This is a genomic window from Allobosea sp., assembly GCF_051860145.1.
In the GTDB taxonomy this organism is placed as follows: domain Bacteria; phylum Pseudomonadota; class Alphaproteobacteria; order Rhizobiales; family Beijerinckiaceae; genus Allobosea.
The window spans coordinates 27,125-52,683 of record NZ_JBHYEM010000022.1 but is presented as its reverse complement, the minus strand read 5'-3'; the positions used below and the strand labels follow the sequence as shown (position 1 = coordinate 52,683).

Below are 25,559 nucleotides of genomic sequence, written 5' to 3'. Positions count from 1 at the left end.
AGGGGGCGACTGAGCCGCAAGCCTCGATCAGATCCTGCGGATCGGCCCCGGATATTGCGCGACGATCGCATCGGCGGTCAGCAACGTGATCCCCTCGATCATCGCTTGCGCGATCAGCAAGCGATCGAAAGGATCCTTATGGATCGCCGGAAGCTCGCCGATCGCGACGGCGTGTTCGCTGGTGACAGGCAGTTCGGCGTAGCCGTTGTCCAACAGGCCTCGACGCAGCAGTCGCGCATCCACCGTGAAATCGCTCCGTCCGAGGCCGCTCTTGATCGCGATTTCCCAAAGACTGGCCGCGCTGAAGGACAGTTGATTGGCGGGCGTCTCGATCAGGTTCCGGGTCTCGTCCGACAGTTTCTCGGGCATTCCGGCCGCCCAGAGAAGCACATGCGTATCCAGGAGAAGCTTCACGATTGGCCGCTGAAGAGCGTGTCGATCTCGTCTTCACCGAGCCGGTCGAAATCGGCGGGTATGCTCATTTGGCCGGACATGAACCCGATACGCCGGACCGCGCCGGCTTCCGGTGCGTCCAGCGGCACGAGCTTGACCATGGGCTTGCCGGCCTTGGCGATCACGAAGCTCTCCCCCTTGGCCGCACGCTCGATCAGGCGGGACAGATGCGTCTTGGCGTGATGGATATTGACCGTTTCCACAATGGGTCCCTGTGACTTAGTTCGTCAGACTTAGTTTAAGCCGTATCAAACGCAAGCGCAACGTGCTGACGGCAAAGCAGGCGCGGCGAAGACGGCATCCACGCGGTTCTCGACAGCCCGCGCGTGCTGATGTCTGATGAGGCCGCCCGGCCCGGAGACCGCCATGAGCATCGAATTCCTCCTCACGTCGCTGATCATCGTCGCTTCGCCCGGCACGGGCGCGATCTACACCATCGCCGCCGGGCTGACGCGCGGGGCCAAGGCGAGCGTGCTCGCGGCCTTCGCCTGCACGCTCGGCATCGTGCCGCATCTGGCGGCGGCGATGATGGGGCTGGCGGCGCTGCTGCATGCCAGCGCGCTGGCCTATGAGATCGTGAAATATGCCGGCGTCGCCTATCTGCTCTGGATGGCTTGGCAGACCCTGCGCGAGCAGGGCGCGCTCAAGGTCGAGACCACGGCCGACCGGCGCTCGGCCTGGCGGGTGCTGATCGACGGCATCGCCATCAACGTGCTGAACCCGAAGCTGTCGATCTTCTTCGTCGCCTTCCTGCCGCAGTTCATCCCTGTGAGCGAGGCGAGCCCGCTCGCGCGCATGCTCGAGCTCTCGGGCGTGTTCATGGCGATGACCTTCGTCGTCTTCGCGCTCTACGGGCTCTTCGCGGCGGCGATGCGCGACAAGGTGGTCGGCCGGCCGGCGGTGATGGCCTGGCTCCGGCGCAGCTTCGCCGCCGCCTTCGTGGCGCTGGGCGCCAAGCTCGCGCTCACCGAGCGCTAGAAGCACCGGCCGGGATGTCGCTTCAGTCGCTCCTCAGCATCGAGACGTCCGGGCCAGGTCTCTACGAATTCACCGATCGGGTCGCGGGTTTCCTGCGCGACGTTGCGGCGGAAGATGGCCTGCTGACGCTCTTCCTGCGCCACACCTCGTGCTCGCTGCTGATCCAGGAGAATGCCGATCCGGACGTGCGGCGCGATCTCGATGCCTTCTTCCGGTGGCTGGTGCCGCCGGCCAACGATCCGGCCATGACCTATCTGACGCATCGTGCCGAGGGACCGGACGACATGCCGGCCCATATCAAGGCGGCGCTGCTGCCGGTCTCGCTGGGCATTCCGGTCGTCGACGGGCGCCTCGCGCTCGGGCAATGGCAGGGCATCTATCTGTTCGAGCACCGCGCGGCGCCGCATCGGCGCGAGGTCGTGCTGCATCTGGGCTGACCGAGGCCGTGCCTCGCCCTTCCCGTCAGCCGGCGGCGCCCCGCCCGGCAAGGCCGAGGAAAAGCCGGTAGGCGCCATGAATGTCGTCAGGTTCGAGCCCGAGATCGAGCTGCTGGAAGCCGACGAAGGCGGCATATTCGAAGCGGGCGAGCGCCAGTGCCTGCGCGGCATCGAAAAGGCCCGATTGCGCATGCAGGCCGGCGAGATAGTCGATCCGCTCGCGGTCGACAGTGGCGCAAATGGCGGCGACCGCGGGGTCGAGGGCGGCGAGCCGGCGCATGCCCTGCTCGACACGGCTGTCGAGCGCCAAGGCCATGCGGTCGAGCTCGGCGAGCTTGCGCAAGGGGCCTTGCCCGGCATCGGCCGCCGTCATCAGCCGCCGCGTATAGGTTTCGCGCCAATGCCCGGCGAGCGCCGCGAGATAGGCGTCGATCGTCGGGAAATGGGCGTAGAACGAGCCCTTGGTCTTGCCGGCGCGGCGGCACAGCGCCTCGATGGTGAGCCCCGCCGGCCCGGCCTCGGCGAGCGCGTCGAGCCCGAGCGCCAGCCAGTCGGCGAGCGCGAAACGGCGCGGCCTGCTCAAGCCCATAATCCCGCCGCGCCGCACAGCGCCATCGGCGCGAACAGGACCCATTGCGGGAAATGCAGCGGCTTCAGGCCGAAACGCGCGATCAGCGCCAGGCTCCAGAGGCAAAAGAGCGCGGCGCAGCCGGTCGCGAAGGCGCCGAGCTCGCGGCTGCCCGATCCCGAAGCGCCGAGGAAGAAGGCGAGGCCCAGGCCCGCGAGCACGATCGTGACCAGATGCCAGCAATAATAGGCGGTGAATTTCGCGACCTTGCCGAGCCCGTTGGCCGCCAGAAGAGGGCGCGCCACTTCACGGCCGCCCAGCCAGGCATGAATGAGACAGGTCAGCATCGCGATCAGGGCCGCAGCCAGGAACCAGCCATTCATCTCGTCCTCCCGTTTCGGGTCACATTTAGTACCATACTGTATGGTATTAAGTGGTCAAGCGCGTATCAGGACACTGGCGGGCCCGCGGCACTTTGAGCGTGTTGTGATTCTGGGGGAACCTCCGTCATCCCGGCCAAGCCGCTTTAGCGGCGCAGTGCCGGGATCCATGCCGGAACGCATCCCTTGAGAAGCTCAGGCATGGATCCCGGGTCTCCCTCCGGTCGCCCGGGATGACGCGCGTGACGCCGGGCCGATCGCAAACGCGCCCGGGACAAATGCGCTGACAGCCTGCGACCTTGCCGAAAGCCGGCTCCCCTTTGCGCCGGACGTGTCCTATACAGGGCGCCAGTGGTGAGGAGGTCTCATGTCGTTTCTGAAATCCCTGTTCGGCGGGGGCAGCAAAGCCGAGAAGCCGGCCGCCGGGCCGCTCAAGACGCTGGAGCATAACGGCTTCACCATCCATGCGACGCCCTATCAGGAGGGCGGGCAGTACCAGCTCTGCGGCGTCATCGAGAAGCAGGTCGACGGCGAGTTGCGGAGCCATCGCTTCGTCCGGGCCGATCGCTTTCCCGGCGCCACGGAGGCCGCCGACTTCACCCTGGTCAAGGGGCAACAGCTCATCGACGAGCAGGGGGATGCGCTTTTCAAATAGGGTCTTTAACCAAAGGCCGGTCGACTGCCTATTACCTTTGGTAAATTCAAAATATATTGTGCTGCCTTTCGCGCTTCTCCGAGGCAAATATTTGTGCTTTTGCCTGAAGGTGCGGTGCGATATCTTGATCTTCGGGCCGGCATAGCCTTTGCGGTTGGCCGCCTCTCGCTCCGTTCCCTGCGGCAGTGCGCCGGCCGCGGCTTAAGTCTTTATTGGTATCTCCATGCTGTTATCGACCCTCGATTATTGCATTGCGAGACCGAATCCGGATGTTTCAGGCTGCTGCCGGCTTAGAAGCTCTCGACCAAGGCTTCCCGTCCGCAGCCGGCACCGTCACGACGCGGCTGGCTGCCGTTGCGGAAGCCGGCGTCGACCTGTCGGCGTTTCTCGCGGCGCGGCCGCAGGCGATCGCGGGCGCCGCGACCGATGCCTGGCTGGCGAGCGTCCTCGACCAGCTTCCCGTCGCGGTCTACATCACCGACGCACAGGGCCGCCTGACCTATTTCAACCGGGCGACGGCCCAGTTCGCCGGCCGCGAGCCGCGGATCGGCGATGATTTCTGGTGCGTGACGCATCGGCTGCTCGGCAAGGACGGCAAGCCTCTGGCGCCCGATCAGTATCCGATGGCGATCGCCTTGCGCGAGGCGCGTCCGGTGCGCGGGGTCGAGGTCCAGGCCGAGCGCCCCGACGGCAGCCGCGTTCCCTTCATGCCGTTCCCGACGCCGTTATTCGACGGCACCGGCAGGCTCGTCGGCGGCTTCAACCTGCTGCTCGACATCAGCGAGCGCAAGCATGCCGAGCGGGCGATTGCCGCCCTGCTTCGGCAGGACGCCCCCGGCGGGCTCGCGGCCGACCCGCAGCTGGCCGAGCAGCGCGAGCGCCAGGACATGCTGAGGCATTTGCGCGAGGCCATCGCCGGCGGCGCGATCCGGCTGCAATACCAACCGCAGTTCCGCACCGATGGCGAGGTCGTCGGCTTCGAGGCGCTGGCGCGCTGGCGCCATCCGACGCGCGGGGTGATCTCGCCGTCGCAGTTCATTCCGGCGGCAGAGGAGGGCGGGCTCATCGCCGCGCTCGGCGCCCATGTCCTGCGCAGCGCCTGCCGCGAAGCGGCGGGCTGGGCCAGGCCGCTGCGGGTCTCGGTCAATATCTCGCCGCTCGAGTTCGAATCCGACGACCTGCCGGCCCTGGTCGAGGCCGTGCTGGACGAGACCGGCCTCGATCCCGACCGGCTGGAGCTCGAGATCACGGAAGGCGTCATGGTCACCGATGCGGCCCGCGCGATGGCGGCGCTGTCGAAGCTGCGGGCGCTCGGGGTGCGGATCGCGCTCGACGATTTCGGCACGGGCTATTCCTCGCTCTCCTATCTGCATCGGTTTCCGCTGACGACGCTGAAGATCGACCGCAGCTTCGTGGCGACGCTGGGCGTGACGCTCGAGGCGGCCGCGATCACGCGCGCCATCATCCAGCTCGGCCATGCGCTCGGCATCGAGGTGGTGGCGGAGGGCGTCGAGACGCCGGAGCAGCTCGACTTCCTGATCTGCGAGGGCTGCGACCTCACGCAGGGCTATCTGCTCGGCCGGCCGCTCGACGCTTCGGCCTATGCTCACCTGACCGGCTGACGGGACACCGCGCCACGCCGCTCACGGCTGCGGCGTGCTCGCGGCCTGAAGCTCCGCCAGCAGGGCTTCGCCGCTCCAGCGCGGCAGGGGCATCTCCTTTTCGGCGGCATGGACGAGGGCAGAGAGGCACGCATTGACCGGCGCTTGCCGGCCGAGCCTCTCGGCCAGCCGCACGACCTCGCCATTGATCCAGTCGACCTCCGTGCTGCGCCCGGCGGCGAGATCGCCCGCCATCGAGGAGCGCGCCAGCGGGTCGATGGCCAGCATGCGGCGCGCAAGCATGGCGAAGAGCGCGTCCGGCAGGCGCAGCAGCGCCGGGATCCAGCCTGCGGGCAGCGGCGTCAGGCGGGCGGGTGCAATGCCGACCTGCTTCAGCAGGTGGAGCGCTTCGTCCTGCGCCAGAGCCAGGCAGCGGCGATAGTCGCGCTGCGCCAGCTCCTCCCTCAGCGGCAAGCCTGAGAGGGCGTTGACGGCGTTGTTGAGATTGAGCAGCAGCTTCGCCCATTGCACCGGCAACATCTCGCGATGGCGGTGGAGTGCGAGGCCGGCGCGGGCGAAATCGGCGAGGAAGGGCGCGAGCGCTTCGTCGTCCTGAACATCGAGCCCGCCTTCGGTCGCCTGATGAAAGGCGCCGGCGCCACGCCTGACGACATTGAACGGCACCATGCCGGCGAGCACCGTGCAGGCGGACAACGCGGCGCGCAGGGTTTCGGCATTGCCGAGACCGTTCTGGAAGCTGACGACGACGGCGCCCGGCCGGACCACGCCAGCGAGCTCGGCAGCCGCTTGTGCGGTCGCGCCCGACTTGACCGTGACGAGGATCAGTTCGGCCGCCGCAGCCGCGCCGGGCTCCGTCGCAACGGCGATCTTCTCCGGCGGCACCAGCCAGCCGCCGCCGTCATAATGCGTCAGCGTCAGGCCGTGCTGCCGAAGCTCTCCGCCGATGCCGGGGCGGCCAATGAACCCGACATCGCTGCCGCCGGCGGCGAGCCGGCCGCCGAGATAGCAGCCGATCGAGCCGGCGCCGTAGATGCAGATGCTCGTCATCGCGCGCCCCGGAAAACTGAGCGCGCAGCATGCCGAGCCGCGCGCACGGGTTGCAAGCGCTGCGAGTGAGGGCGGGTGGGCCCCCACATCCACGCTGCACTGCCCCGCCGCCCACGCGCTTGTTGCCGTTTCCGGCGCCGCCTAATGCTCAGGCAAGGAGACGAACGTTCTCCGCGACGAGGAAACATGAACGCTCAGGACGCGCGCTACGCGCCCGATTCGGCTTACGCATGGACGAGGCTCGCGCTGGCGCTGCTGGTGGGGACGGTCGCCTGCGTCGGCTCCTGGTCGGCCGTCGTCGTGGTGACGACGGTCCAGCAGGAGTTCGGCGTCACGCGCGCCGGCGCCTCGCTGCCCTATACCTGCGCCATGCTGGGCTTCGGCATCGGCAACATCGTCATGGGCCGGCTGGCCGATCGTTTCGGCGTGGTCTGGCCGATCGTGCTCGGCGCGCTGCTGCTGTGTGGCGGCTACGCGCTGGCCTCGATCTCCAGCACGCTCTGGCAGTTCGCGCTGGCGCATGCCTTCCTGATCGGCCTCGGCGCCTCGACCGGATTCTCGCCGCTGATCGCCGACCTGTCGCACTGGTTCCGGCGCTATCGCGGCCTCGCCGTCGTCTTCGGCGCCTCGGGCAGCTATCTCGCCGGCATGGTCTGGCCCCAGCTGATCAACTGGGGCGTCGAGACGCACGGGTTGCGGGCGACCCATCTGGGGCTCGGCATCGCGGCGCTGGTCGTGATGCTGCCGCTGGCGCCGCTGTTCCGGCGCCGGCCGAGCGCGGCGAGCATGGCGGCGGCCGAGGCGACGAGCGCCGGCGCGCGGGGCGATCTCGGGCTTTCGCCGAACCAGCTCCAGTTCCTCCTGATCGTGGCGGGCTTCTGCTGCTGCGTCGCGATGTCGATGCCGCAGGTCCATATCGTCGCCTATTGCAGCGACCTCGGCTATGGCGTGGCGCGCGGCGCCGAGATGCTGACGGTGATGATGGCGCTCGGCATCGTCAGCCGCGTCGGCTCCGGCTTCGTCGCCGACCGGATCGGCGGCACTGCGACGCTGGCGCTCTCCTCGCTGATGCAGGGCATGGCGCTCTTCCTCTATCTCTGGTTCGACGGGCTGAGCTCGCTCTTCGTCGTCACCGGCATTTTTGGCCTGTTCCAGGGCGGGATCGTGCCGATGTATGCGATCATCGTGCGCGACTACATGCCGCCGCGCGAGGCGGGGGTACGCATCGGCGTGGTGATGTCGGCGACGATCTTCGGCATGGCCTTCGGCGGCTGGGTCTCCGGGCTGATCTTCGACGCGACCTCGTCCTACCGGTTCGCCTTCCTCAACGGTCTGGTCTGGAACCTCGTCAACCTCGCCATCGTCTGCTGGCTGATGCTGAAGGCGCGGCCGAAGCTGGCGGCGGCGTGATCAGGCCGGCATCTCCCCAGGCCGGTAGGTGCCGAAGCACCAGATATGGCCTTCCGGGTCCTTGCAGATGAAGTCGCGGCTGCCATAGGGCTGGTCGGTCGGCTCCATGCAGATCTCGGCGCCGGCCTTGCGGGCGCGCTCGCAGCGGGCATCGATCTCGTCGGTCGCGATATAGGGCGAGGCGGTGGTGCCGCCGAGCTCGGCCGGGCGCGAGACCAGCTTGCCGAATTCGTTGTTCTCGGAGGAGCCGAGCATGATGAAGCTCTCGCCCATGCGCAGCTCGCCATGGAGCAGGGTCTTGCCGTCCTCCGAATAATAGGCGGCGTGCTTCTCGAAGCCGAAGGCCTCGATCAGCCAGCCATACATGCGAGGGGCGTCGGCATAGCGCAGCGAAATGCAGATCATGGTCTGCCTGGTCATGGCGTTCTCCTCCTGTCGGCTTGACGGAGTGTGCGGCTTGCCCAATGTCGGCGGCAAGCTTCTTGGGAGACCGCCATGCTTCAGACCACGCTCGCCGGCAGCCTGCCCAAGCCGCTCTGGCTGGCCGAGCCCGAGAAGCTCTGGGCGCCCTGGCGGCTCGAAGGCGAGGCACTCGAGGCCGGCAAGCGCGACGCCACCATCCTTTCGGTCAAGCTGCAGGAGGATGCGGGTCTCGACATCGTCGGCGACGGCGAGCAGGCGCGCGTCCATTTCGTCCATGGCTTCCTCGCCAATCTCGACGGCATCGACTTCGCCAAGAAGACGGTGATGGGCATCCGCAACAATCGCTACGAAGCCGAGGTGCCAACCGTGACCGGGCCGATCCGGCGCAAGGGCCCGGTCCATGCCATGGAGGCGGTGGCGGCGCGGGCCCATACGACGCGCAGGCTCAAGTTCACCTTGCCGGGGCCGATGACCATCGTCGACACCATCGCCGACGAGCATTACGGACGGCGCGAGGACCTCGCCATGGCCTTCGCGGCGGTGCTGAACGAGGAGGCGCATGAGCTGCAGCGGCTTGGCGTCGACGTGATCCAGTTCGATGAGCCGGCCTTCAACGTCTACATGAAGGAGGTCTCCGACTGGGGCATCGCCTGCCTGGAGCGGGCGGCGGAGGGGCTCACCGCCACCACGGCGGTGCATATCTGCTACGGCTACGGCATCAAGGCCAATATCGACTGGAAGGCGACGCTCGGCGGCGAATGGCGCCAGTACGAGGAGACCTTTCCGGTGATCGCCCGCAGCTCGATCCAGCAGGTCTCGCTGGAATGCCGCAATTCGCGCGTGCCGCTGGAGCTGATCAAGCTGCTCGACGGCAAGGACGTGCTCGCCGGCGCGATCGACGTGGCCTCGAACGCGATCGAGACGCCCGAGGAGGTCGCCGCGACGATCCGCGCCGCGCTCGCCTTCGTCGCCCCCGAAAAACTCTTCCCCTGCACGAATTGCGGTCTCGCGCCGATGTCGGGCGCCGTCGCCTATGGCAAGCTCGCGGCGCTGGCGGCCGGCGCCGCCCTGGTGCGCCGGGAACTCGGCCGCGCGGCCTGAGCCAAAGGAGCGCCGCCATGGCCGGCTTGATCCGCTTCGAGCATCGTCGCCAGAAGGTCATCCCGATCAGGCGCTTCGCGCTGCGGCTCGGCCGGGCGATGGCGCTCTATGTCGCGCTCGCGGTGGTCGGGCTCGTGATCGGCATGGCCGGCTATGCCGGCACCGAGGGCATGGGACTGACGGACGCCTTCGTCAACGCGTCGATGATCCTCTCCGGCATGGGGCCGGTCGACCAGCTCAAGACCGATGGCGGCAAGATCTTCGCCGGCCTCTACGCCATCTTCTCCGGCCTGTTCGTGGTGATCGCGAGCGGCTTCGTGCTGGCGCCGGTGCTGCATCGTGTGCTCCATTCCTTCCATGTCGAGGAAGGAAAGAGCGATGACGACTGAGCCTGGCCTGCGTCCCGAGGAAGAACCGCGCGGCACGCTGACCGTGCGGACCATCGCCATGCCGGCGGACACGAACGCCAATGGCGACATCTTCGGCGGCTGGGTGATGTCGCGGATGGACCAGGCCGGCGGCATCGCCGGCGTCGACCGGGCACAAGGGCGCGTGGTGACCGTCGCGGTCGAGGCGATGACCTTCATCCGGCCGGTCAAGGTCGGCGACGTGCTCAGCGTCTACACCGTCGTCGAATCGGTCGGGCGGACCTCGATGAAGATCCAGGTCGAGGCCTGGGCCAAGCGCTTCAGGACGACGCTGCACGAGAAGGTCACGGACGCGACCTTCACCTTCGTGGCGATCGACGAGGAGGGCCGCCCGCGCCCGGTTCCGGCGTCTGGAGGGGCCTAGAGCCGGAAAATTGGAGCAGGATCGATGCTCCAGGCGACCCAACGTCAGGAAGTCTGCGATTGCGCTAATGGATTCTTCACTGCGCCCCGAGGTTGCGGGGTTTTATTAACGATTGCGACAGGCGGCGATGGTTTGCTTCGGCGAACCTTGGAACCCACCCGCCATGTCCCTTCGCCTGACCCGCTTCCGCACCCTCCTGAAGCAGTTCTCCCAGCGCGAGGAGGGCGCAGTCCTGATGCTGTTCGGGCTGACGGTGCCGGTTCTGCTCGGCCTGACCTTCGCGCTGATCGACTATAACCGCGCCTCGACGACGCGGCTTGCGCTGCAGGCGGCGCTGGATTCCGCTGCGCTCTATATCGCCCGCTCGGACGCGACCAATCCGGAAGAGATCCAGCGGATCGGCACGGCGATGCTGAACGCCAACATGGCGCATGCGAAATACGGCGCGGTGACCACGGCGGCCTTCACCATGGACGCGAACCAGCGCGTGACGGCAACGGCCGAGGCGAACGTGCCGATGTCGGTGACGGGGCTGCTGGGGATCGACGTCATCCCGGTCTCGGCCCAGGCCGAGGTGCTGCGCTCGTCGAACAGCGTCGAGGTCGGCATTGCGCTCGATATCACGGGCTCGATGCGCGGCACTCCGCTGAGCGATCTGAAGACGGCGGCCAAGGAGCTTGTCGACCTCGTCGTCAAGGACGTGCAGACGCCGCATTACTCCAAGGTCTCGCTCGTGCCCTATGCCAGTGCCGTGAATGTCGGGAGCACCTATGCCAACAATGTGCGCGGGACGCTGCGCAACGGTACTGCGACGACACCCGGTTCTCAGAAATACACATTCAAGGATGCGACCTGGTCGGCGACCGATCGGACCTACACGGCCTCGACCTGCGTGACCGAGCGGACGGGCACCCAAGCCTATACCGACGCCGCGCCGTCGACGGCCTTCGTCGGGCGTCAGTATATCGGTTCGCCAAGCGGCGACGCGAACCTTTGCCCATCGGCGGCGATCGTGCCGCTTTCCTCCAACCGGACGACGCTGAAGAACAGCATCGACACCTATCAGGCGCAGGGCTCGACGGCAGGACATATCGGTTTGGCTTGGAGCTGGTACATGGTCTCGCCGAACTTCGCCTCGCTTTGGCCGAGCGCCAGCCGCCCGGCGGCCTACGGCACGCGCGAGCTGCTCAAGGTCGTGATCCTGATGACCGACGGCGAGTTCAACACGGCCTATGCCGATGGTGTGCTGTCGAAGGATTCCGGCTTCGGCACGAACGACATCAAGATCAACAAGAACGCGACGAACGGCTCTTCGCACAACCAGGCCCTCACGCTGTGCGAGAAGATCAAGGCTGCCGGTATCTTGCTCTATACGGTCGGGTTCAACCTGGACTCGACCAATGCACAGAACCTGATGCGCACCTGCGCCACCAGCCCGGCCCATGCCTATCTACCCAATAGCGGCACCGATCTGAAGGATGCCTTCCGCGCGATCGGCCAGGAGATCAACTCCCTGCGCATCTCGCACTGAACGCAGCGGCAGCGGGCTCCATTCCCTAACGATCCGTGAATGGCGCCTTTGTCGCAGTGATTCAGAACAGCGCGGATACTTAAGCGTTTTTTAAGCGTGCACCCGCAACTCTGGCGTTCAAAGAAAGCCTGTCCAAGGGCTGACCGAAAGAGAGCTGGGGAACTGTTCATGCTCGAACGCCGAGGCCCGTTTGCGTGCCCTGCCGGACGTGTAGCCGTTTCCTTCCTGACGCCCTGACCGTCGCGCGCTGCACGCATTCCGGAGAACGACTATGAAGAAGGTCAAGAAGCCCGCTCGCCAGCGTGCGCCGCTGCGCGTGGGAATCGCCGCGCGCATCTATGCGGCGCTCGGCGTCCTGACCGTGCTGACGCTGGTGGCGTCCGGCGTCGCCTGGCTCTCCTATGGCCGCGTCAACCAGACGGTCGACGACCTGATCGACCACAAGATGCCGCTGGTCGAGCTCGCGCTCGAACTCTCGCAGGCGGCGACCAAGTCGACCGCGATCGCCTCGCGCTTCAGCGAGGTGCAGACCGTCAAGGATCGCTCCGCGCTCACCGGCGAGCTCGACACCGTCGAGGCGCGCCAGTTCGAGCTGCTGCGCAAGATCGCCGATTTCGGCCAGGACAAGAAGAAGGCGCAGGCCGCCATCGATGTCCTCTCGGGCCAGATCAACGACATCAACGACCTGACCGGCCAGCGGCTGCGCAATGCGAGCGAGGCGGCCGAGGCACTGGAGGCGCTGAACAAGGCGCGCGAGGATTTCGTCAAGGCGGTCGGCAGCGAGGCCGAGGAGGCGAAGTTCAATCTCGCCTACGGCATCGAGAGCGCCGCGTCGCTTTCCGGTGACGAGCTCGCCAGCGCGCTCAAGAGCCTGTCCAGCCGCGACATCGTCGCCTTCGACCTCGCCCGCAGCCTTCAGGCCGATGTCAGCGAAATGGTCGGCCTGCTGCGCGAAGTCGCCCAGATCGAGGATAGCAGCCAGCTCAATGTCTCGCGCGAGCGTTTCAACGCCATTGCCCGCCTGATCAGGACGGCGCTCGGCGAGGCGGAGAAGATCGCGCCGAACCAGGGCCGCAACCGCTCGGTCAACGCCATCCTGAACGTGGCCGAAGGCAGCAGCGGCCTGTTCGACGTGCGCGACCGCGACATCGTCACCCGCAAGGCGATCCAGACCGGCCTGACCGACCTCAACCGCGCCGCGGACGTGGTGCGGCGCGAGGTCGACACGCTGGTCAAGGCGGCGCGCGACGATGCGCGCATGGCGGGCAATTCGACCGGCAAGCTGATCGAGCAGAGCAAGTGGTGGCTGGGTGCGATCGGTCTCGGCTCGCTCCTCGTCGCGCTGGCGCTGTCGCTGCTCTATGTCCGGCCGATGATCGTCGGCCGCCTGAACCGGCTCTGGGCGGCGACCCGCGCGATCGCGGACGGCCAGCTCGAGACCGTCGTCGACGCCAAGGGCAATGACGAGATCGGCGACATCGCGCGCAGCGTCCTGCTCTTCCGCGACAATGCGGTGGCGCTCCGGGCCGCCGAAGCGGCCAAGATCGAGGACGAGGCCCTGGCGCAGCAGCGCCGCCGCGAGATGATGCAGGAGCTCGGCCAGGCTTTTGGCGAGGTCGTCGCGGCAGCCGCCGCGGGCGATTTCGGCCAGCGGGTTTCGGCCAATTTCGCCGATGCCGAGCTGAACGCCCTGGCGGGTTCGGTCAACGCCCTGCTCGAGACGGTGCAGACCGGGTTGTCGGAGACCTGCGAGGTCCTCGCCGAGCTCTCGGCAGGCCATCTCTCGACCCGTGTCGAGGGCATCTATCAGGGTGCCTTCGCCGAGCTGAAGGACGGCGCCAACGGCCTCGCCGACGAGTTCGAGAGCACGCTGGCGCGCCTCTCCGACACCGTCTCGGCGGTGCGCAACGCGACGAGCGAGATCCTCGACGGCGTCACCGATCTCGCTGAGCGGACCACGGAGGAGAGCAATGCCGTCTCGATGGCGACGAACCAGCTCGGCGCCTTCGCCGGGACGGTGAAGAAGACCGCCGCCGAAGCGTCGCAGGCCATGGGCATGGCCGAGAGCGCCGAGCAGCGCGCCCAGCAGGGCGAGAAGGTCGTCGCCTCGGCGCTGGACGCGATGCGGCGCATCCGGTCCTCGTCGAGCAAGATCTCCGAGATCATCGCGATGATCGACGAGATCGCCTTCCAGACCAACCTGCTGGCGCTCAATGCCGCCGTCGAGGCGGCGCGTGCCGGCGACAGCGGCCGTGGCTTCGCCGTGGTCGCCGCCGAGGTGCGCAGCCTCGCCAAGCGCTCGGCCGACGCCTCGAACGACGTCAAGCGCCTGGTCGAGGCCGCCCATGGCGATGTCGAGGTCGGCGTCGGGCTGGTCGAGGAGACCTCCGCGATGTTCGAAAGCATCGTCTCCTCGGTCAACGACCTGTCGGGGCTGATGAACGGCATCTCGCAGACCGCGCGCAGCCAGGCCAGCGACGTCTCGGCGATCAACAACGAGATCGACGGCATCGGCACGATGGCGCATCAGAACGCCGCGCTGGTCGAGGAGACCAATGCCGCGCTCGCCCTGACCGACGAGCAGACCCGGGCGCTCACCGAGCATATCGGCCGTTTCCAGTTCCGCGAGGGTCACGTCGCGGCGCATCTCGAGCCGGAGGTGGCGCGCGCCGCCTGAACGGAAACCACCCTGTCCGCGACATGCGGCCCCGCCTGCCTCGGCAGCGCGGGGCCGTTTCGTTTCGCAAGCCCGTTTCGGCCTTGCCCGGCCGCCGGGGAGGGTGGTACGCGGAGAGCGGGCCGGTAGCTCAATGGTTAGAGCTCGCTGCTCATAACAGCGCCGGTGCCGGTTCGAGTCCGGCCCGGCCCACCAGCCTTCGCCCTGCGGGCTTTGGCTCGGCGAGCCGGAGTGGCGCAGCCACCGAGGCAGGCCTTGCGCTACGTCGGCATCCCAGCAAGCCTCGGCGCGCCGAGTGGCTTTATGTGGGTGTCGCCAGCGACGTTTCTCACAGCTCGACGTTCGCGCCGTGGCGGATCAAGACCTGTCTCGCTTTCCCGGACGACAAGCAGGCCTTCGCCTTCGAGGCATATCTGAAATCCGCATCCGGTCGCGCGTTTGCCAAGAAGCGGCTCCAGCTAGCCGGTCTTGAGTCTGACGAGATCGATCGGGCCGCGCTGACCGTCCGGCATCGACCGGATGTGCGTCTGGAATTCCATATTGTCCGAACTGACGGCGACACGGTCGCGGCCGTTCCGCTTGGCTGCATAGAGCGCCTTGTCGGCATCGTGCAGCAGCGTGTCGAAATCGATGACGGCGTCCTCGGAGCAGGAAACGCCTGCGCTGACGGTACTGCTGAACGAGCCGCCATTTCCGGTGAAATGGCGCTTGGCCAGGCGCGTGCGCACGCCGTCAGCCAGAATCGCTGCCGTGACGAGCGAGGCTCCCGGCATCAGCAGGGCGAATTCCTCGCCGCCGAGCCGCGCCGCGAGACCTTGCGATCGGCAGGACAGCGTCAGAATCTCTCCGAAGGTTCGCAGCACATCGTCGCCGGCCAGATGGCCATGGACATCGTTGATCGTCTTGAAGTGATCCAGGTCGAAAATGACGAGCGCGGCGGGGCCTTCGATCTCGCCCGCGATACGGCCGAGCAGCGCGCGCCGATTGAGCAGGCCGGTGAGCGGATCGGTTTCGGCGTCGCGTTTGTGGCCGCGCGCCAGCCGCACCTGGTTGAGCGCCAGGGAAAGCGCGCCGATGCCGGCGAGGGTGGTCAGGCATATGCCGATATTGAGGTCTTCGGCCCAGTTCGACGGGACCTGCGACAGGCGCCATTCGCCGGCCTGCAGCAGCACGACCGCGCAGGGAACGAAGGAGAGCCCCGTCACAACGTAAAGGCCTGTCAGCAGCGTGATGGTCAGCCGGGCTTCCGCGCGCCCGATCCAGTAGTCCCAGGCCGTGACGAGCAGGATGACCGTCGCCGCGACATTGAGCATGACGATGGCAACGCCATTGTAGCCGGCCAGCATGGGCCCTGCCATGACGGTCGACGACGTGACCGCCATGATGGCCATGCTGCGCCAGGGGAGAATGCCGGTGCGAAACTCCCGGCCGGCGCCGTAGACGAAGGCGAGGCCGGTCAGCAGGACAGTGTATCCGGCCGCGCCGAGGACTGGATACATCGTCTGTCCGTACCAGACATAGATCAGCACGCCGAGTGCCATGAACGAAACGCCGAGGGTCCAGGCGATCAGGAAGCGTTCCGTCCTGGAAACGAGCCAGCTCACGAAAAAGGTCAGCGCCAATCCGCCGCCGGAAAGAGCAAAAGCCGTCAGCAGCGAATGGTTATCCAGGGGCACGGAAGACTCTGCGGCGGTTGGCGAAAGGCGAGGAGGTTATGGATCGGCCGCCATTTCGAAACGCTTAAGCCGATGACGCAGATTCCGGTCTATCGCGAAGCCGGCACCGCCCAGCCTTCGCCCTTGCGGGCTACGGCTCGGCGAGCCGGCTTGAGCGCAACCCGCTGCCTCCGTCGCCGGGTGCGATGCGCCCGGCGGGTGGAGGCAGGTCGGATCGGTCAGGCGCTACCAGTAGCGGTAATAGAACCGCCGGCGCGGCCGGTAGTAATAGCGCGGCCTATAGTAGTAGCGCGGGCCGTAATAGCGCCGGTAAGGGCGATAATAGCGATAGCGGCGCCGATAGTACCTCGGCCGGTAGTAGCGCCGATAGTAACGGCGCCGGTGCCAATGCCGGCGTCTGCGGTGGGTGAACTCCGCGTCCTGCCCGTCGAGCGCTTCGGCGGTCTCGCGCGGAAGCTCTCCCTCCGCCGGATTGGGTGCCGAGACCGGCTCGGCTGCCTCGGCGAGGGTGACGCCGCCGATGCTGGCGAATGTCATGCCGCCTATCAAGGCGGTTAGGAAAGAGCGCCTGTCCATTGACTGCCTCCCTGGTCGAATGCCGCGCGTGATGAAACGCGGGGCCCGGGATTTGGTTTCACGCGCAGGCGGCCCCGCTCTCAACCTTCGGTTCAGACAGGTTGCGGTTTCGTTGACGGCCGCGTCCGGCCGTTGCGCCGTGCGATCTGAAATTTCAGGCTTGCCAGCAGACGCTCAGCCGGTAGCTTAGACGCGATGGCGACCGAAGGCTGACCCCCGGCGTCGCTGCCAGATCGCGCGACCATGCATCAAAAGACATGGCGCTCACCGAATACGGCTCTTGGGAGGAGTTTGCGATGAAGATCGGTTCAAAGCCCGTCATGTGCCTGACCCTTGCCGCCGGCCTGTTGGCGGCGCCGGCTGCGTTCGCCGTCGAGCTGCGGCTGATGACCGGCCCGCAGGGCGGCGTCTGGGTGCCGCTCGGCGGCCAGCTCAAGGACATGTGGGAGAAGGCCATTCCGGGCGCGCAAGTGCAGTCGCTGCCGGGGGCGGGCATCGCCAATGTCCGCGCCATCGAGGAAGGCAAGGCCGAGATCGGATTCGGCAACTCGATCTCGACGGTCGACGGGCTCGCCGGCAACGCGCCTTTCCCGCGCAAGCACGAGAACATCTGCAACATCGCCTCGCTCTATCCGCAGTATTTCCAGATGCTGGTGCCGGCGGATTCAGGCATCAAGACGGTGAAGGACCTCAAGGGCAAGGCGATCACGACCCAGCCGCGCGGCAATACCGGCGAGCTGATCACCGGTCAGCTGCTCAAGGTTCACGGCATGAGCTACAGCGACGTGAAGATCTCCTTCGTGTCCTATACCGACTCGGTCGAGCAGGTGAAGGACGGCCACGCCCAGGCCTTCTCGCTCGGCACGGCGATCCCGTCCGGCGCGGTGATGGACCTCGCCTCGGCGCGGGACGTGAAGCTGCTCGACCTCTCGGCCGATCTCGAGGGGATGAGGAAGCTCAATCCCGGCTACACGCTGGTGACGGTGCCGAAGGGCACCTATCCGAAGCAGGATCAGGACGTGAAGGTGATCGGCTACGCCACCCATATCGTCGCATCCTGCAAGCTGCCGGCCGAGCAGGTCTATGCGATGACCAAGGCGATCGCCGACAACGTCCCGGCGCTGACCGCGACCAGCAAGGCGCTGGCCGGCCTGACGCCGCAGATCATGGCCGAGGATGTCGGCGTGCCGTTCCATCCCGGCGCGGCGAAATTCTACAAGGAGAAGGGGATCACGGTGGCGTCGAAGTGACCGTGCGCGAGCGTCCCGCGCGGAGCGCCTGATATCCGGCGCGCCGGCGCTCCGGCGCGCGTTCCCCAACAGCCACCGATCCGGTCGCGCCATGCGTGCGGCTTCCCCGCGCCGCGGAGGGTCGGTCGTCGAGCCAGGACACGCCCGTGGACATCAGCGTTCCGAAACCCGAGTTCAAGTTCGATTTCAGCCATATCGGCATGGTGCGCTTCGCCATCGCGGTGATCGCGGTCGCGATGTCGCTCTACCATATGTGGGTGATCCTGCCGCCGGCCTTCGGCGGGCAGGGCACGCCGGAAGCGATCATCTTCCGCGGCACGCATCTGCTCTTCGCGCTGACGCTGACCTTCCTGATCTACCGGCGCGCGGGAACCGACGCGGCGCCCTCGCTGCTCGACTATGTCCTGCTGGCGCTCGCCATGGCGCCCGTCACCTACCTGTTCTGGAACTATGATTACGTCGTCAACCGCATCTACTATGTCGACGACCTGACCCCGGTCGACATGGCGATGGCGGTGATCCTGATCGCCGTCATCCTGGAGGCGACGCGGCGGCTGATCGGCTGGGCACTGCCGCTGACCGCGATCGCCTTCCTCTGCTACGGGCTTTTCGTCGCGAGGGTCGAGCCGATGCGGCTGCTCGATCAATTGTTCATGACGACGGAAGGCGTCTTCGGCGCGCCGCTCGGCGTCTCCGCGGCCTATGTGATGATCTTCGTGCTGTTCGGCTCCTTCATGGAACGCACCGGCACGGGGCAATTGTTCATGGATTTCGCGCTCTCGCTGACCGGGCATACGGCCGGCGGGCCGGGCAAGGTCTCGGTGGTGTCGTCGAGCTTGTTCGGGACGATCTCGGGCAGCGCCGTCGCCAATGTCATGGTCGACGGGCCGATCTCGATCCCGCTGATGAAGCGGACCGGCTTCAAGGCACATTTCGCCGCCGGCGTCGAGGCAGTGGCCTCCACCGGCGGGCAGATCATGCCGCCGATCATGGGCGCGGCCGCCTTCGTCATGGCCGAGTTCCTCTCCGTCTCCTACGGACAGGTGGTGATCTGGGCGGTGATCCCGGCGATCCTCTACTATGTCGCCTGTTTCGCGGCCGTGCATTTCGAGGCCAAGCGCCATGGCATCCTGGGCGTGCCACGCAGCGAATTGCCGAAGCTCGGCAAGACCTTGCGCGAGCGCGGGCATCTGTTCCTGCCGGTGGTCACGATTCTCGTCGTGCTGTATTCGGGCTACAGCGCGCCGCTCGCCGCCTTGGCGGGGACGCTGCTCTGCTTCCCGGTGGCGGCGCTGCGCGCCTCGACGCGCGTCAATGTCCGCATCCCGATCATCATCGACGCCATGATCGACGGCGCCCGCAACGCGCTCGCCGTGGCGCTGGCCTGCGCCTGCGCCGGCATCGTGATCGGCGTCGTGGCGCTGACCGGCGCGGGCATCGTCTTCACCCAGGCCGTGATCGGTCTGTCGCAGAACTATCTGCTGCTGGCGCTGATGCTGACCGCCGTCGCCGGGATCGTGCTCGGCATGGGGATGCCGACGACGCCGGCCTATATCGTCATGACCTCGCTGCTGGTGCCGGCGCTGATCAAGCTCGGCGTGATCACGCCGGCGGCGCATATGTTCGCCTTCTACTTCGCCATCCTGTCGGCGATCACGCCGCCGGTCGCGCTTGCGGTCTTCGCCGCCGCGGGGCTGGCCAAGGCCGATCTCTGGTCGAGCGGCTGGGCGGCGGTGAAGATCGGCGCGGCCGGTTTCATCGTGCCCTTCATGTTCGTCTACGAGCCGGCCTTGCTGATGATCGGCGACTGGCCGACGATCATCTGGCGCTTCGTCTGCTCCTGCATCGGCATCGGCCTGCTCGCAGCCGGGCTGCACGGCTACCTGCTGCGGCGGGCGGCGATGTGGGAGCGCGTGCTGCTGGCGGCAGCGGCCTTCTGCCTGGTGAAGCCGGACTGGATCACCGACCTGCTCGGGTTCGTGCTGGCGCTGGTGGTGATCGCGCTGCAATGGCCGCAGCGCGACTGGGTGCGGCCGGCGATCGAGGCCGAAGCCGCGGCTCGCCGCGAAGGGACGGTTTGAGGCCCAGCCGTCGGCCGGGCGCCTATCCGGGCAGGATGCGGGCGCCGATGCGGGCGGCCGCGTCGCGCAGGGCGTCGAGATGCACCGGCTTGCCCTCCGGCGCGACGATCGAGGTCAGCGACGAGATGCTGAGCGCGCCGGCGAGCGCGCCGGAGCGGTCGAAGATCGGCACGCCGAGCCCGGTGAGGCCGATGAAGAAATCGTCCATGGCCAGTTCCCAGCCCTGGGCCCGGATGCGGTCGGCCTCGCGCCGGAGCAGGGCGGGGTCGGTCTGGCTCGCCGGCGCGCGCTTGGGCAGCTCGAGCGAAAGGGCGACCCGGCGCTGCGCCTCGTCGAGAAAAGCGAGGATCACGCGCGGGCCGCCGCCGCAGTTCAGCGGCGCCTGCGCGCCGACCGAGAACCAGGTCGCGTCGACATGCGGCAGCGAGGCACGGACGCGGTCGACGCAAAGGCCGCGGCCGGCGATATGGACCCAGAGGAACGAGGTCGCGCCGGTCTTCTCCGCGATTTCGGTCAGATAAGGGCCGGCGATGTCGCGCAGCTCGCGGCCGGTCGGCACCGCGCTGCCGAGCTCCATCAACCCGACGGCGAGCGCGTAGGTCTGCGAATGCTCATTGTGCTCGACGAGCTCGTTGAGCTGCAGGGTCTGCAGCAGGCGCCGGGTCGTGCCCTTGTCGAGCCCGACGAGGCGCGACAGCTCGCTCAGGCCGAGCCGGGGCTGTTCGGGCCGGAAGGCGCGGAGCAGGGCGATCGCCCGGTCGAGCGCCCGGACGATCGGAACGCCGGGAGGAAGTTTCGCGATGCGGTCTTCACTTGCGCTGGCCATCGCCCGACGGTGCTGCTGCCTGATCCTTGATCGTGTCGTCTAATAACACGGCATGTCAGAGATTGACACGAATTTTGACTCTGGCTTTCAATGGCGCGGAGCTTGCCAAGCGGACCGTGATGGGGTGCGATCCCGCCAGACCGTAAGCCAGTCGACAAAAGTCGCCGCGCCTGGCCGTGCCCTCTGCACGCCACGGGAGCGGCCAAGGGGAACGGGAGAACAACGATGACCGGATTGAAATTTGGCTTGAGATTTGGCCTGGCGCTCGCCGCCTCCGTGCTGGCGCTCGGCGCTGCGACCGCGCAGGAGCCCAAGAAGGGCGGCACGGTGCATGTGGTGGTGCAGCCCGAGCCGCCCATGCTGATGCAGGGGCTGAACCAGAACGGCCCGACCAACATGGTCGCCGGCAATATCTACGAATCGCTGCTGCGCTACGACGAGAAGCTCAACCCGCAGCCCTCGCTGGCGAAGAGCTGGGAGATCTCGCTGGACGCCAAGGTCTACACCTTCAAGCTCCAGGAGGGCGTCACCTGGCATGACGGCAAGCCGTTCACGGCCGACGACGTCGTCTTCACGCTCGACAAGTTCCTGCGCGAGGTCCATCCGCGCTGGCGCCCGATCGTCAACGCCCAGGTCGAGACAATCGAGAAGGTCGACGACCTCACCGTCAGGATCACGCTGAAGCAGCCCTTCGGGCCGCTGCTGATGACGCAGGAAGTGGCCTCGGCGCCGATGATCCCGAAGCACATCTATGACGGCACGGATTATCGCGCCAACCCGGCGAACAACACGCCGATCGGCACCGGACCCTTCAAGCTCAAGGAGTGGAAGAAGGGCTCCTATATCCACCTCGTGAAGAACGAGAACTACTGGCTGAAGGGCAAGCCGAACCTCGACGAGATCTACTGGCAGATCATTCCGGACGCGGCCGCCCGCGCCGTCGCCTACGAGACCGGCAAGGTCGACGTGCTGACCGGCGGCTCGGTCGATGTCTACGACGTCGCCCGCCTCTCCAAGCTGCCCAATACCTGCATGACCACCAAGGGCTGGGAGATGTTCGCCCCCCATGCCTGGCTGACGCCGAACGTGCGCAACGGCATCCTCGGCAACAAGCAGTTCCGCCAGGGCCTGATGTACGCGATCGACCGCGAATTCGGCCGCGACGTGGTCTGGGGCGGGCTCGGCAAGCTGCCGACCGGGCCGATCTCGTCGAAGACGCGGTTCTATTCCGACGATGTGCCGAAATACAGCTACGACCCGAAGAAGGCGAAGGAGCTGATCAAGGCGTCCGGCTACAAGGGCGAGACGATCAAGCTGCTGAACCTGCCCTATGGCGAGACCTGGAGCCGCTGGTCGGAGGCGATCAAGCAGAATCTCGAGGATGCCGGCGTCAAGGTCCAGATCGAGAATACCGACGTGCCGGGCTGGACCCAGAAGGCCAGCAACTGGGATTTCGACCTGAACTTCAACTTCCTCTACCAGCTCGGCGACCCGGCCATGGGCGTGGCGCGCAGCTACATCTCGAGCAACATCGCCAAGGGCAATCCCTTCGCCAATGTCGGCGGCTATTCGAACCCCGAGGTCGACAAGCTCTTCGCCGAGGCGGCGATCGCGCCGTCGGACAGCGCGCGACAGGAACTCTACACCAAGGTGCAGAAGATCCTGGCCGACGAACTGCCGGTGCTCTGGCTGCTAGAGATGGATTTCCCGACGATCTATCGCTGCAACGTCAAGAACCTGGTCACCACCGGCATCGGCGTCGATGACGGCTTCCGGGATGCGTGGAAGGAGTGACGTGATCGCGCGCGAGACGCTGCCCCTTCCCTTCTCCCCTTGCGGGAGAAGGTGGCAGTGCGAAGCGCTGACGGATGAGGGGTCGCGCGACGACCTCCCATCGCCGGAGCGAATCGGCAAAACGATAAAGCGCAGCGCGACCCCTCATCCGGCGCTTCGCGCCACCTTCTCCCGCAAGGGGAGAAGGGGAGCCCTCCGCCTCGGACATCATAGATGAACCTCGCTCAATTCTTCGCCAGCCGCTTCGCGAAGGGGATCGTCGTCCTCTTCGCGATCGCCGTGCTCAACTTCTTCCTGATCCGGGCCGCGCCGGGCGACCCGGCGCAGGTGCTCGCCGGCGAGGCCGGGGCGGCCGACGAGGTGCTGCTGCAGCAATTGCGCGAGCGCTTCGGCCTCGACCAGCCGCTGCTGCACCAGCTCTGGATCTACCTGAAGGGCTACGCCACGCTCGATCTCGGCTTCAGCTATCGCCAGCAGCGGCCGGTGCTCGACCTGATCCTCGAGCGCCTGCCGGCGACGCTGCTGCTGACCGGGGCGGCCTTCCTGGTCTCGCTCGGGCTCGGCGTCGTGATGGGGGCGCTCGCCGCCCGCCGGGCCGGCAAATGGCAGGACAGCGTCATCACCACGCTCGCCCTGGTCTTCTACGCGACGCCGCTGTTCTGGATCGCGCTGATGAGCCAGATCGTCTTCTCGCTGAAGCTCGGGCTCGTGCCCAATGTCGGCTATGAGACGATCGGCGCGAACTATACCGGGATCGCGCGGGCGCTCGATATCGGCCAGCACCTCATCCTGCCGGCGCTGACGCTCGGCCTGTTCTTCACCGCGCTCTACGCCAGGATGATGCGGGCTTCCATGCTGGAGGTGGCGGGTGCCGATTTCGTCAAGACGGCGCGCGCCAAGGGGCTTTCGCCGGCCATCGTCTCGCGCCGCCATGTGGCGCGCAACGCGATCCTGCCGGTGGTGACGCTGGCGGGCCTGCAGGCCGGCCAGCTCGTCGGCGGCGCGGTGCTGACCGAGACGGTCTTCGCCTGGCCGGGCATCGGGCGGCTGATGTTCGACGCGCTCGTGCAGCGCGACTATTCGGTGCTGCTCGGCGTCTTCTTCGTCTCGTCGGCCATGGTCGTCGGCTTCAACATCCTCACGGACCTGGTCTACCGCCTGGCCGATCCGCGCATCGAGGCGACGTCATGAGCTTCCTCAAGCGCTTCGCGCGCAATCGCGGCGCGGTGATCGGGCTCGCCATCCTGCTCGTCGTCATCGTCTTCGCGCTGCTGGCGCCGTCCCTCTACCCGCAATCGCCCTGGCGCATGGTCGGGCGGCCCTTCATGGCGCCGCTCGCGCTGGAGCGCTTCCCGCTCGGCACCGACACGCTCGGGCGCGACATCGCGGCCGGCATGGTCCATGGCGCGCGGGTCTCGCTGATGATCGGGCTGGTCTCGACGCTGGTCGCGCTCCTGATCGGCGTGCCGCTCGGCGCGGTCGCGGGCTATGCTGGCGGCTTTGTCGACGATGCGCTGATGCGCTTCACCGAGTTCTTCCAGACGATTCCGAGCTTCGCGCTGGCCATCGTCATGGTCGCGATCCTGCAGCCGCAGCTCGGCTCGATCGTGCTCGCCATCGGCGTGGTCTCCTGGCCGCCGGTGGCGCGGCTGGTGCGCGGCGAGGTGCTCTCGCTGAAGACGCGCGAATATGTGCAGGCGGCGGTGACGATCGGCCAGTCGACGCCGCGCATCATCTTCAGCCAGGTGCTGCCCAACACGATCGCGCCGATCATCGTGATGGGCTCGCTGATGATCGGCTCGGCGATCCTGCTCGAATCCTCGCTCTCCTTCCTCGGACTCGGCGATCCCAACCTGATGAGCTGGGGCTATATGGTCGGAGCAGGGCGCACCCGGCTGATCGACGCCTGGTGGATCAGCTTCTTTCCCGGCATCGCGATCTTCCTGACCGTGCTCGCGCTCAATCTTGCGGGCGAGGGGCTGAACGACGCGCTCAACCCACGCCTGGCGCGGGAGCGGGAGTGATGACCGGCCCGGTTCTCGCCATCGACGGCCTCAAGCTCGCCTTGCCGGCGCTCGCCGACCGCGCCTATGCGGTCGAGGACGTGTCGCTGTCCATCGCGGCCGGCGAAACGCTCTGCGTCGTCGGCGAATCCGGCTCCGGCAAGTCGATGATCGCCCATGCCGTGATGGGACTCTTGCCCAAGGCGGTGCGGCCGGCCGGCGGCGCGATCCGGCTCGGCGGCCGCGACCTCCTGGGCCTCGACGAGGCGGCGATGCAGGGCGTGCGCGGCCGCGAGGCCGGCATGATCTTCCAGGAGCCGATGACCTCGCTCAACCCGGTGATGCGGGTCGCCGACCAGATCGTCGAGACCTTCGAGGCGCATCGGCTGCACGGCCAGGCCGAGCGACGGGCGCGTGCGGTCGCGTTGCTGACCGAGGTCGGGCTGCCCGATCCCGAACGGCTCGCCAAGGCCTATCCGCACGAGCTCTCCGGCGGGCAACGCCAGCGCGTCATGATCGCGATGGCGCTGGCGCTGGAACCCAAGCTGCTGATCGCCGACGAGCCGACGACCGCGCTCGACGTGACGACCCAGGCGCAGATCCTGAAGCTGCTCGACAATCTGCGCCAGAAGCACGGGACGGCGGTGCTGTTCATCACCCACGACATGGGCGTGGTCGCCGAGATCGCCGACCGCATCGCCGTGCTGGAGAAGGGCGTGCTGGTCGAGGAGGGCACGGCCGATCAGGTGCTGGGCTCACCGCGCCATCCCTATACGCAGAAGCTGCTCGCCGCCGTGCCCTCGCTCGTGCCGCCGCAGCGACCGGCCATCGCGGAGGCCGCTCCGGTGCTGAGCGTCGAGAAGCTCGGCAAGACCTATCGCAAGCGCAGCCTCTTCCGCGCCGGGCGCGAGGTGAAGGCGGCGGAGGATGTCAGCTTCACGCTGGCGCGAGGCGAGACGCTCGGCCTCGTCGGCGAATCCGGCTCGGGCAAGTCGACGGTCGGGCGCTGCTGCCTCAGGCTGATCGAGCCCGACCAGGGCCGCATCCAGCTCGGCGAGCTGACGCTGAGCGATCTCGGCACGGCCGCGCTACGGCAGCACCGCAACCGCATCCAGATGGTGTTTCAGGACCCCTTCGCCTCGCTCAATCCGCGCCAGACGGTCGGGCGCATCATCTCCGACGGGCCGGTGGCGCATGGCACGCCGCGGGCGCAGGCGCTCACCCGGGCGAAGGAGCTGCTGGAGCTGGTCGGTCTCTCGGCCAATGCGATCGACCGCTA

25 protein-coding genes, 1 tRNA gene and 1 pseudogene are annotated in these 25,559 nt (G+C 67.2%); 18 read left to right on the top strand and 9 right to left on the bottom strand.

What is annotated here, in order from left to right; translation table 11 throughout:
• Positions 1-27: 27 nt before the first annotated feature.
• Together ACTIF2_RS23915 and ACTIF2_RS23910 are read right to left on the bottom strand one after the other, a co-directional pair.
• Positions 28-414 (bottom strand): type II toxin-antitoxin system VapC family toxin, encoded by a 387-nt coding sequence (locus tag ACTIF2_RS23915; protein ID WP_439499637.1) that lies wholly within the window; start codon positions 412-414, stop codon positions 28-30.
• Entirely contained in the window at positions 411-656 is a 246-nt protein-coding gene (locus ACTIF2_RS23910) for a type II toxin-antitoxin system Phd/YefM family antitoxin (RefSeq protein ID WP_439499636.1), read from the bottom strand. Before ACTIF2_RS23910 ends, ACTIF2_RS23915 begins: the two co-directional genes overlap by 4 nt.
• Before the next feature lie 163 nt (positions 657-819).
• Here ACTIF2_RS23910 and ACTIF2_RS23905 point away from each other — a divergent pair, with 163 nt between their 5' ends.
• Together ACTIF2_RS23905 and ACTIF2_RS23900 are read left to right on the top strand one after the other, a co-directional pair.
• A complete protein-coding gene (locus ACTIF2_RS23905) occupies positions 820-1,431 on the top strand; it encodes a LysE family translocator (protein WP_439499635.1) in 612 nt (203 codons plus the stop codon).
• Positions 1,432-1,445: 14 nt separating this feature from the next.
• Complete coding sequence (locus ACTIF2_RS23900) at positions 1,446-1,868, top strand: secondary thiamine-phosphate synthase enzyme YjbQ (protein WP_439499634.1); 423 nt, start codon at positions 1,446-1,448, stop codon at positions 1,866-1,868.
• 25 nt (positions 1,869-1,893) lie between these two features.
• On the opposite strand, the gene ACTIF2_RS23895 is transcribed toward ACTIF2_RS23900, so the two are convergent.
• Together ACTIF2_RS23895 and ACTIF2_RS23890 are read right to left on the bottom strand one after the other, a co-directional pair.
• Positions 1,894-2,451: a TetR/AcrR family transcriptional regulator gene (locus tag ACTIF2_RS23895; protein ID WP_439499633.1), complete on the bottom strand. Its 558-nt coding sequence runs from the start codon at positions 2,449-2,451 to the stop codon at positions 1,894-1,896.
• Positions 2,448-2,819 carry a hypothetical protein gene (locus ACTIF2_RS23890; RefSeq protein ID WP_439499632.1) on the bottom strand — a complete coding sequence of 124 codons (372 nt, stop codon included), beginning with the start codon at positions 2,817-2,819 and terminating at the stop codon, positions 2,448-2,450. The genes ACTIF2_RS23895 and ACTIF2_RS23890 overlap by 4 nt, the downstream gene beginning before the upstream one ends.
• Positions 2,820-3,183: 364 nt before the next feature.
• Here ACTIF2_RS23890 and ACTIF2_RS23885 point away from each other — a divergent pair, with 364 nt between their 5' ends.
• Both ACTIF2_RS23885 and ACTIF2_RS23880 read left to right on the top strand, forming a co-directional pair.
• Positions 3,184-3,471 carry an HlyU family transcriptional regulator gene (locus ACTIF2_RS23885; protein WP_439499631.1) on the top strand — a complete coding sequence of 96 codons (288 nt, stop codon included), beginning with the start codon at positions 3,184-3,186 and terminating at the stop codon, positions 3,469-3,471.
• A gap of 269 nt (positions 3,472-3,740) precedes the next feature.
• Entirely contained in the window at positions 3,741-5,093 is a 1,353-nt protein-coding gene (locus ACTIF2_RS23880) for a putative bifunctional diguanylate cyclase/phosphodiesterase (RefSeq protein WP_439499630.1), read from the top strand.
• A 21-nt stretch (positions 5,094-5,114) separates the two neighbouring features.
• Here ACTIF2_RS23880 and ACTIF2_RS23875 read toward each other — a convergent pair whose 3' ends face one another.
• Positions 5,115-6,140 (bottom strand): 2-dehydropantoate 2-reductase, encoded by a 1,026-nt coding sequence (locus ACTIF2_RS23875; protein ID WP_439499629.1) that lies wholly within the window; start codon positions 6,138-6,140, stop codon positions 5,115-5,117.
• A 186-nt stretch (positions 6,141-6,326) separates the two neighbouring features.
• Between ACTIF2_RS23875 and ACTIF2_RS23870 the strand changes: the two genes are divergently transcribed.
• Positions 6,327-7,550 carry an MFS transporter gene (locus ACTIF2_RS23870; protein WP_439499628.1) on the top strand — a complete coding sequence of 408 codons (1,224 nt, stop codon included), beginning with the start codon at positions 6,327-6,329 and terminating at the stop codon, positions 7,548-7,550.
• On the opposite strand, the gene ACTIF2_RS23865 is transcribed toward ACTIF2_RS23870, so the two are convergent.
• Complete coding sequence (locus tag ACTIF2_RS23865; RefSeq protein ID WP_439499627.1) at positions 7,551-7,970, bottom strand: VOC family protein; 420 nt, start codon at positions 7,968-7,970, stop codon at positions 7,551-7,553.
• A gap of 75 nt (positions 7,971-8,045) precedes the next feature.
• On the opposite strand from ACTIF2_RS23865, the gene ACTIF2_RS23860 reads away from it, so the two are divergent.
• The 7 genes and pseudogenes from ACTIF2_RS23860 to ACTIF2_RS23830 all read left to right on the top strand — a co-directional run.
• Entirely contained in the window at positions 8,046-9,074 is a 1,029-nt protein-coding gene (locus ACTIF2_RS23860; protein ID WP_439499626.1) for a methionine synthase, read from the top strand.
• A 17-nt stretch (positions 9,075-9,091) separates the two neighbouring features.
• Positions 9,092-9,463 carry a hypothetical protein gene (locus tag ACTIF2_RS23855; protein WP_439499625.1) on the top strand — a complete coding sequence of 124 codons (372 nt, stop codon included), beginning with the start codon at positions 9,092-9,094 and terminating at the stop codon, positions 9,461-9,463.
• Complete coding sequence (locus ACTIF2_RS23850) at positions 9,453-9,866, top strand: acyl-CoA thioesterase (protein ID WP_439499624.1); 414 nt, start codon at positions 9,453-9,455, stop codon at positions 9,864-9,866. The genes ACTIF2_RS23855 and ACTIF2_RS23850 overlap by 11 nt, the downstream gene beginning before the upstream one ends.
• 163 nt (positions 9,867-10,029) lie before the next feature.
• The gene (locus tag ACTIF2_RS23845; RefSeq protein ID WP_439499623.1) at positions 10,030-11,397 is read left to right on the top strand and encodes a TadE/TadG family type IV pilus assembly protein; all 1,368 of its coding nucleotides are present in this window, start codon (positions 10,030-10,032) and stop codon (positions 11,395-11,397) included.
• Between the two features lie 271 nt (positions 11,398-11,668).
• Positions 11,669-14,074 carry a methyl-accepting chemotaxis protein gene (locus ACTIF2_RS23840; protein ID WP_439499622.1) on the top strand — a complete coding sequence of 802 codons (2,406 nt, stop codon included), beginning with the start codon at positions 11,669-11,671 and terminating at the stop codon, positions 14,072-14,074.
• 119 nt (positions 14,075-14,193) lie between these two features.
• Positions 14,194-14,269 (top strand) — tRNA-Ile (locus ACTIF2_RS23835).
• Between the two features lie 110 nt (positions 14,270-14,379).
• Positions 14,380-14,529 (top strand): annotated as a pseudogene (locus ACTIF2_RS23830) (GIY-YIG nuclease family protein); the annotation flags it as partial.
• Between the two features lie 3 nt (positions 14,530-14,532).
• Here the strand turns inward: ACTIF2_RS23830 and ACTIF2_RS23825 are convergent.
• Entirely contained in the window at positions 14,533-15,750 is a 1,218-nt protein-coding gene (locus ACTIF2_RS23825; protein WP_439499621.1) for a GGDEF domain-containing protein, read from the bottom strand.
• A gap of 225 nt (positions 15,751-15,975) precedes the next feature.
• Positions 15,976-16,287, bottom strand: a complete 312-nt coding sequence (locus tag ACTIF2_RS23820; protein ID WP_439499620.1) for a hypothetical protein — start codon at positions 16,285-16,287, stop codon at positions 15,976-15,978.
• 335 nt (positions 16,288-16,622) lie between these two features.
• Here ACTIF2_RS23820 and ACTIF2_RS23815 point away from each other — a divergent pair, with 335 nt between their 5' ends.
• Entirely contained in the window at positions 16,623-17,576 is a 954-nt protein-coding gene (locus ACTIF2_RS23815; protein WP_439499619.1) for a TAXI family TRAP transporter solute-binding subunit, read from the top strand.
• A 146-nt stretch (positions 17,577-17,722) separates the two neighbouring features.
• Positions 17,723-19,657 (top strand): TRAP transporter permease, encoded by a 1,935-nt coding sequence (locus ACTIF2_RS23810; RefSeq protein WP_439499618.1) that lies wholly within the window; start codon positions 17,723-17,725, stop codon positions 19,655-19,657.
• Between the two features lie 22 nt (positions 19,658-19,679).
• Here the strand turns inward: ACTIF2_RS23810 and ACTIF2_RS23805 are convergent, their stop codons facing one another.
• Complete coding sequence (locus ACTIF2_RS23805; RefSeq protein ID WP_439499617.1) at positions 19,680-20,483, bottom strand: IclR family transcriptional regulator; 804 nt, start codon at positions 20,481-20,483, stop codon at positions 19,680-19,682.
• Positions 20,484-20,708: 225 nt separating this feature from the next.
• Here ACTIF2_RS23805 and ACTIF2_RS23800 point away from each other — a divergent pair, with 225 nt between their 5' ends.
• From ACTIF2_RS23800 to ACTIF2_RS23785, 4 genes are all read left to right on the top strand, one after another.
• Positions 20,709-22,277 (top strand): ABC transporter substrate-binding protein, encoded by a 1,569-nt coding sequence (locus ACTIF2_RS23800; protein WP_439499616.1) that lies wholly within the window; start codon positions 20,709-20,711, stop codon positions 22,275-22,277.
• Between the two features lie 213 nt (positions 22,278-22,490).
• On the top strand, positions 22,491-23,468 hold the full coding sequence (locus ACTIF2_RS23795) for an ABC transporter permease (protein WP_439499615.1): 978 nt from the start codon (positions 22,491-22,493) through the stop codon (positions 23,466-23,468).
• Positions 23,465-24,301 carry an ABC transporter permease gene (locus ACTIF2_RS23790; protein WP_439499614.1) on the top strand — a complete coding sequence of 279 codons (837 nt, stop codon included), beginning with the start codon at positions 23,465-23,467 and terminating at the stop codon, positions 24,299-24,301. The genes ACTIF2_RS23795 and ACTIF2_RS23790 overlap by 4 nt, the downstream gene beginning before the upstream one ends.
• On the top strand, positions 24,301-25,559 hold a 1,259-nt coding region (locus ACTIF2_RS23785; RefSeq protein ID WP_439499613.1), incomplete at its 3' end, for an ATP-binding cassette domain-containing protein. The genes ACTIF2_RS23790 and ACTIF2_RS23785, both read left to right, overlap by 1 nt.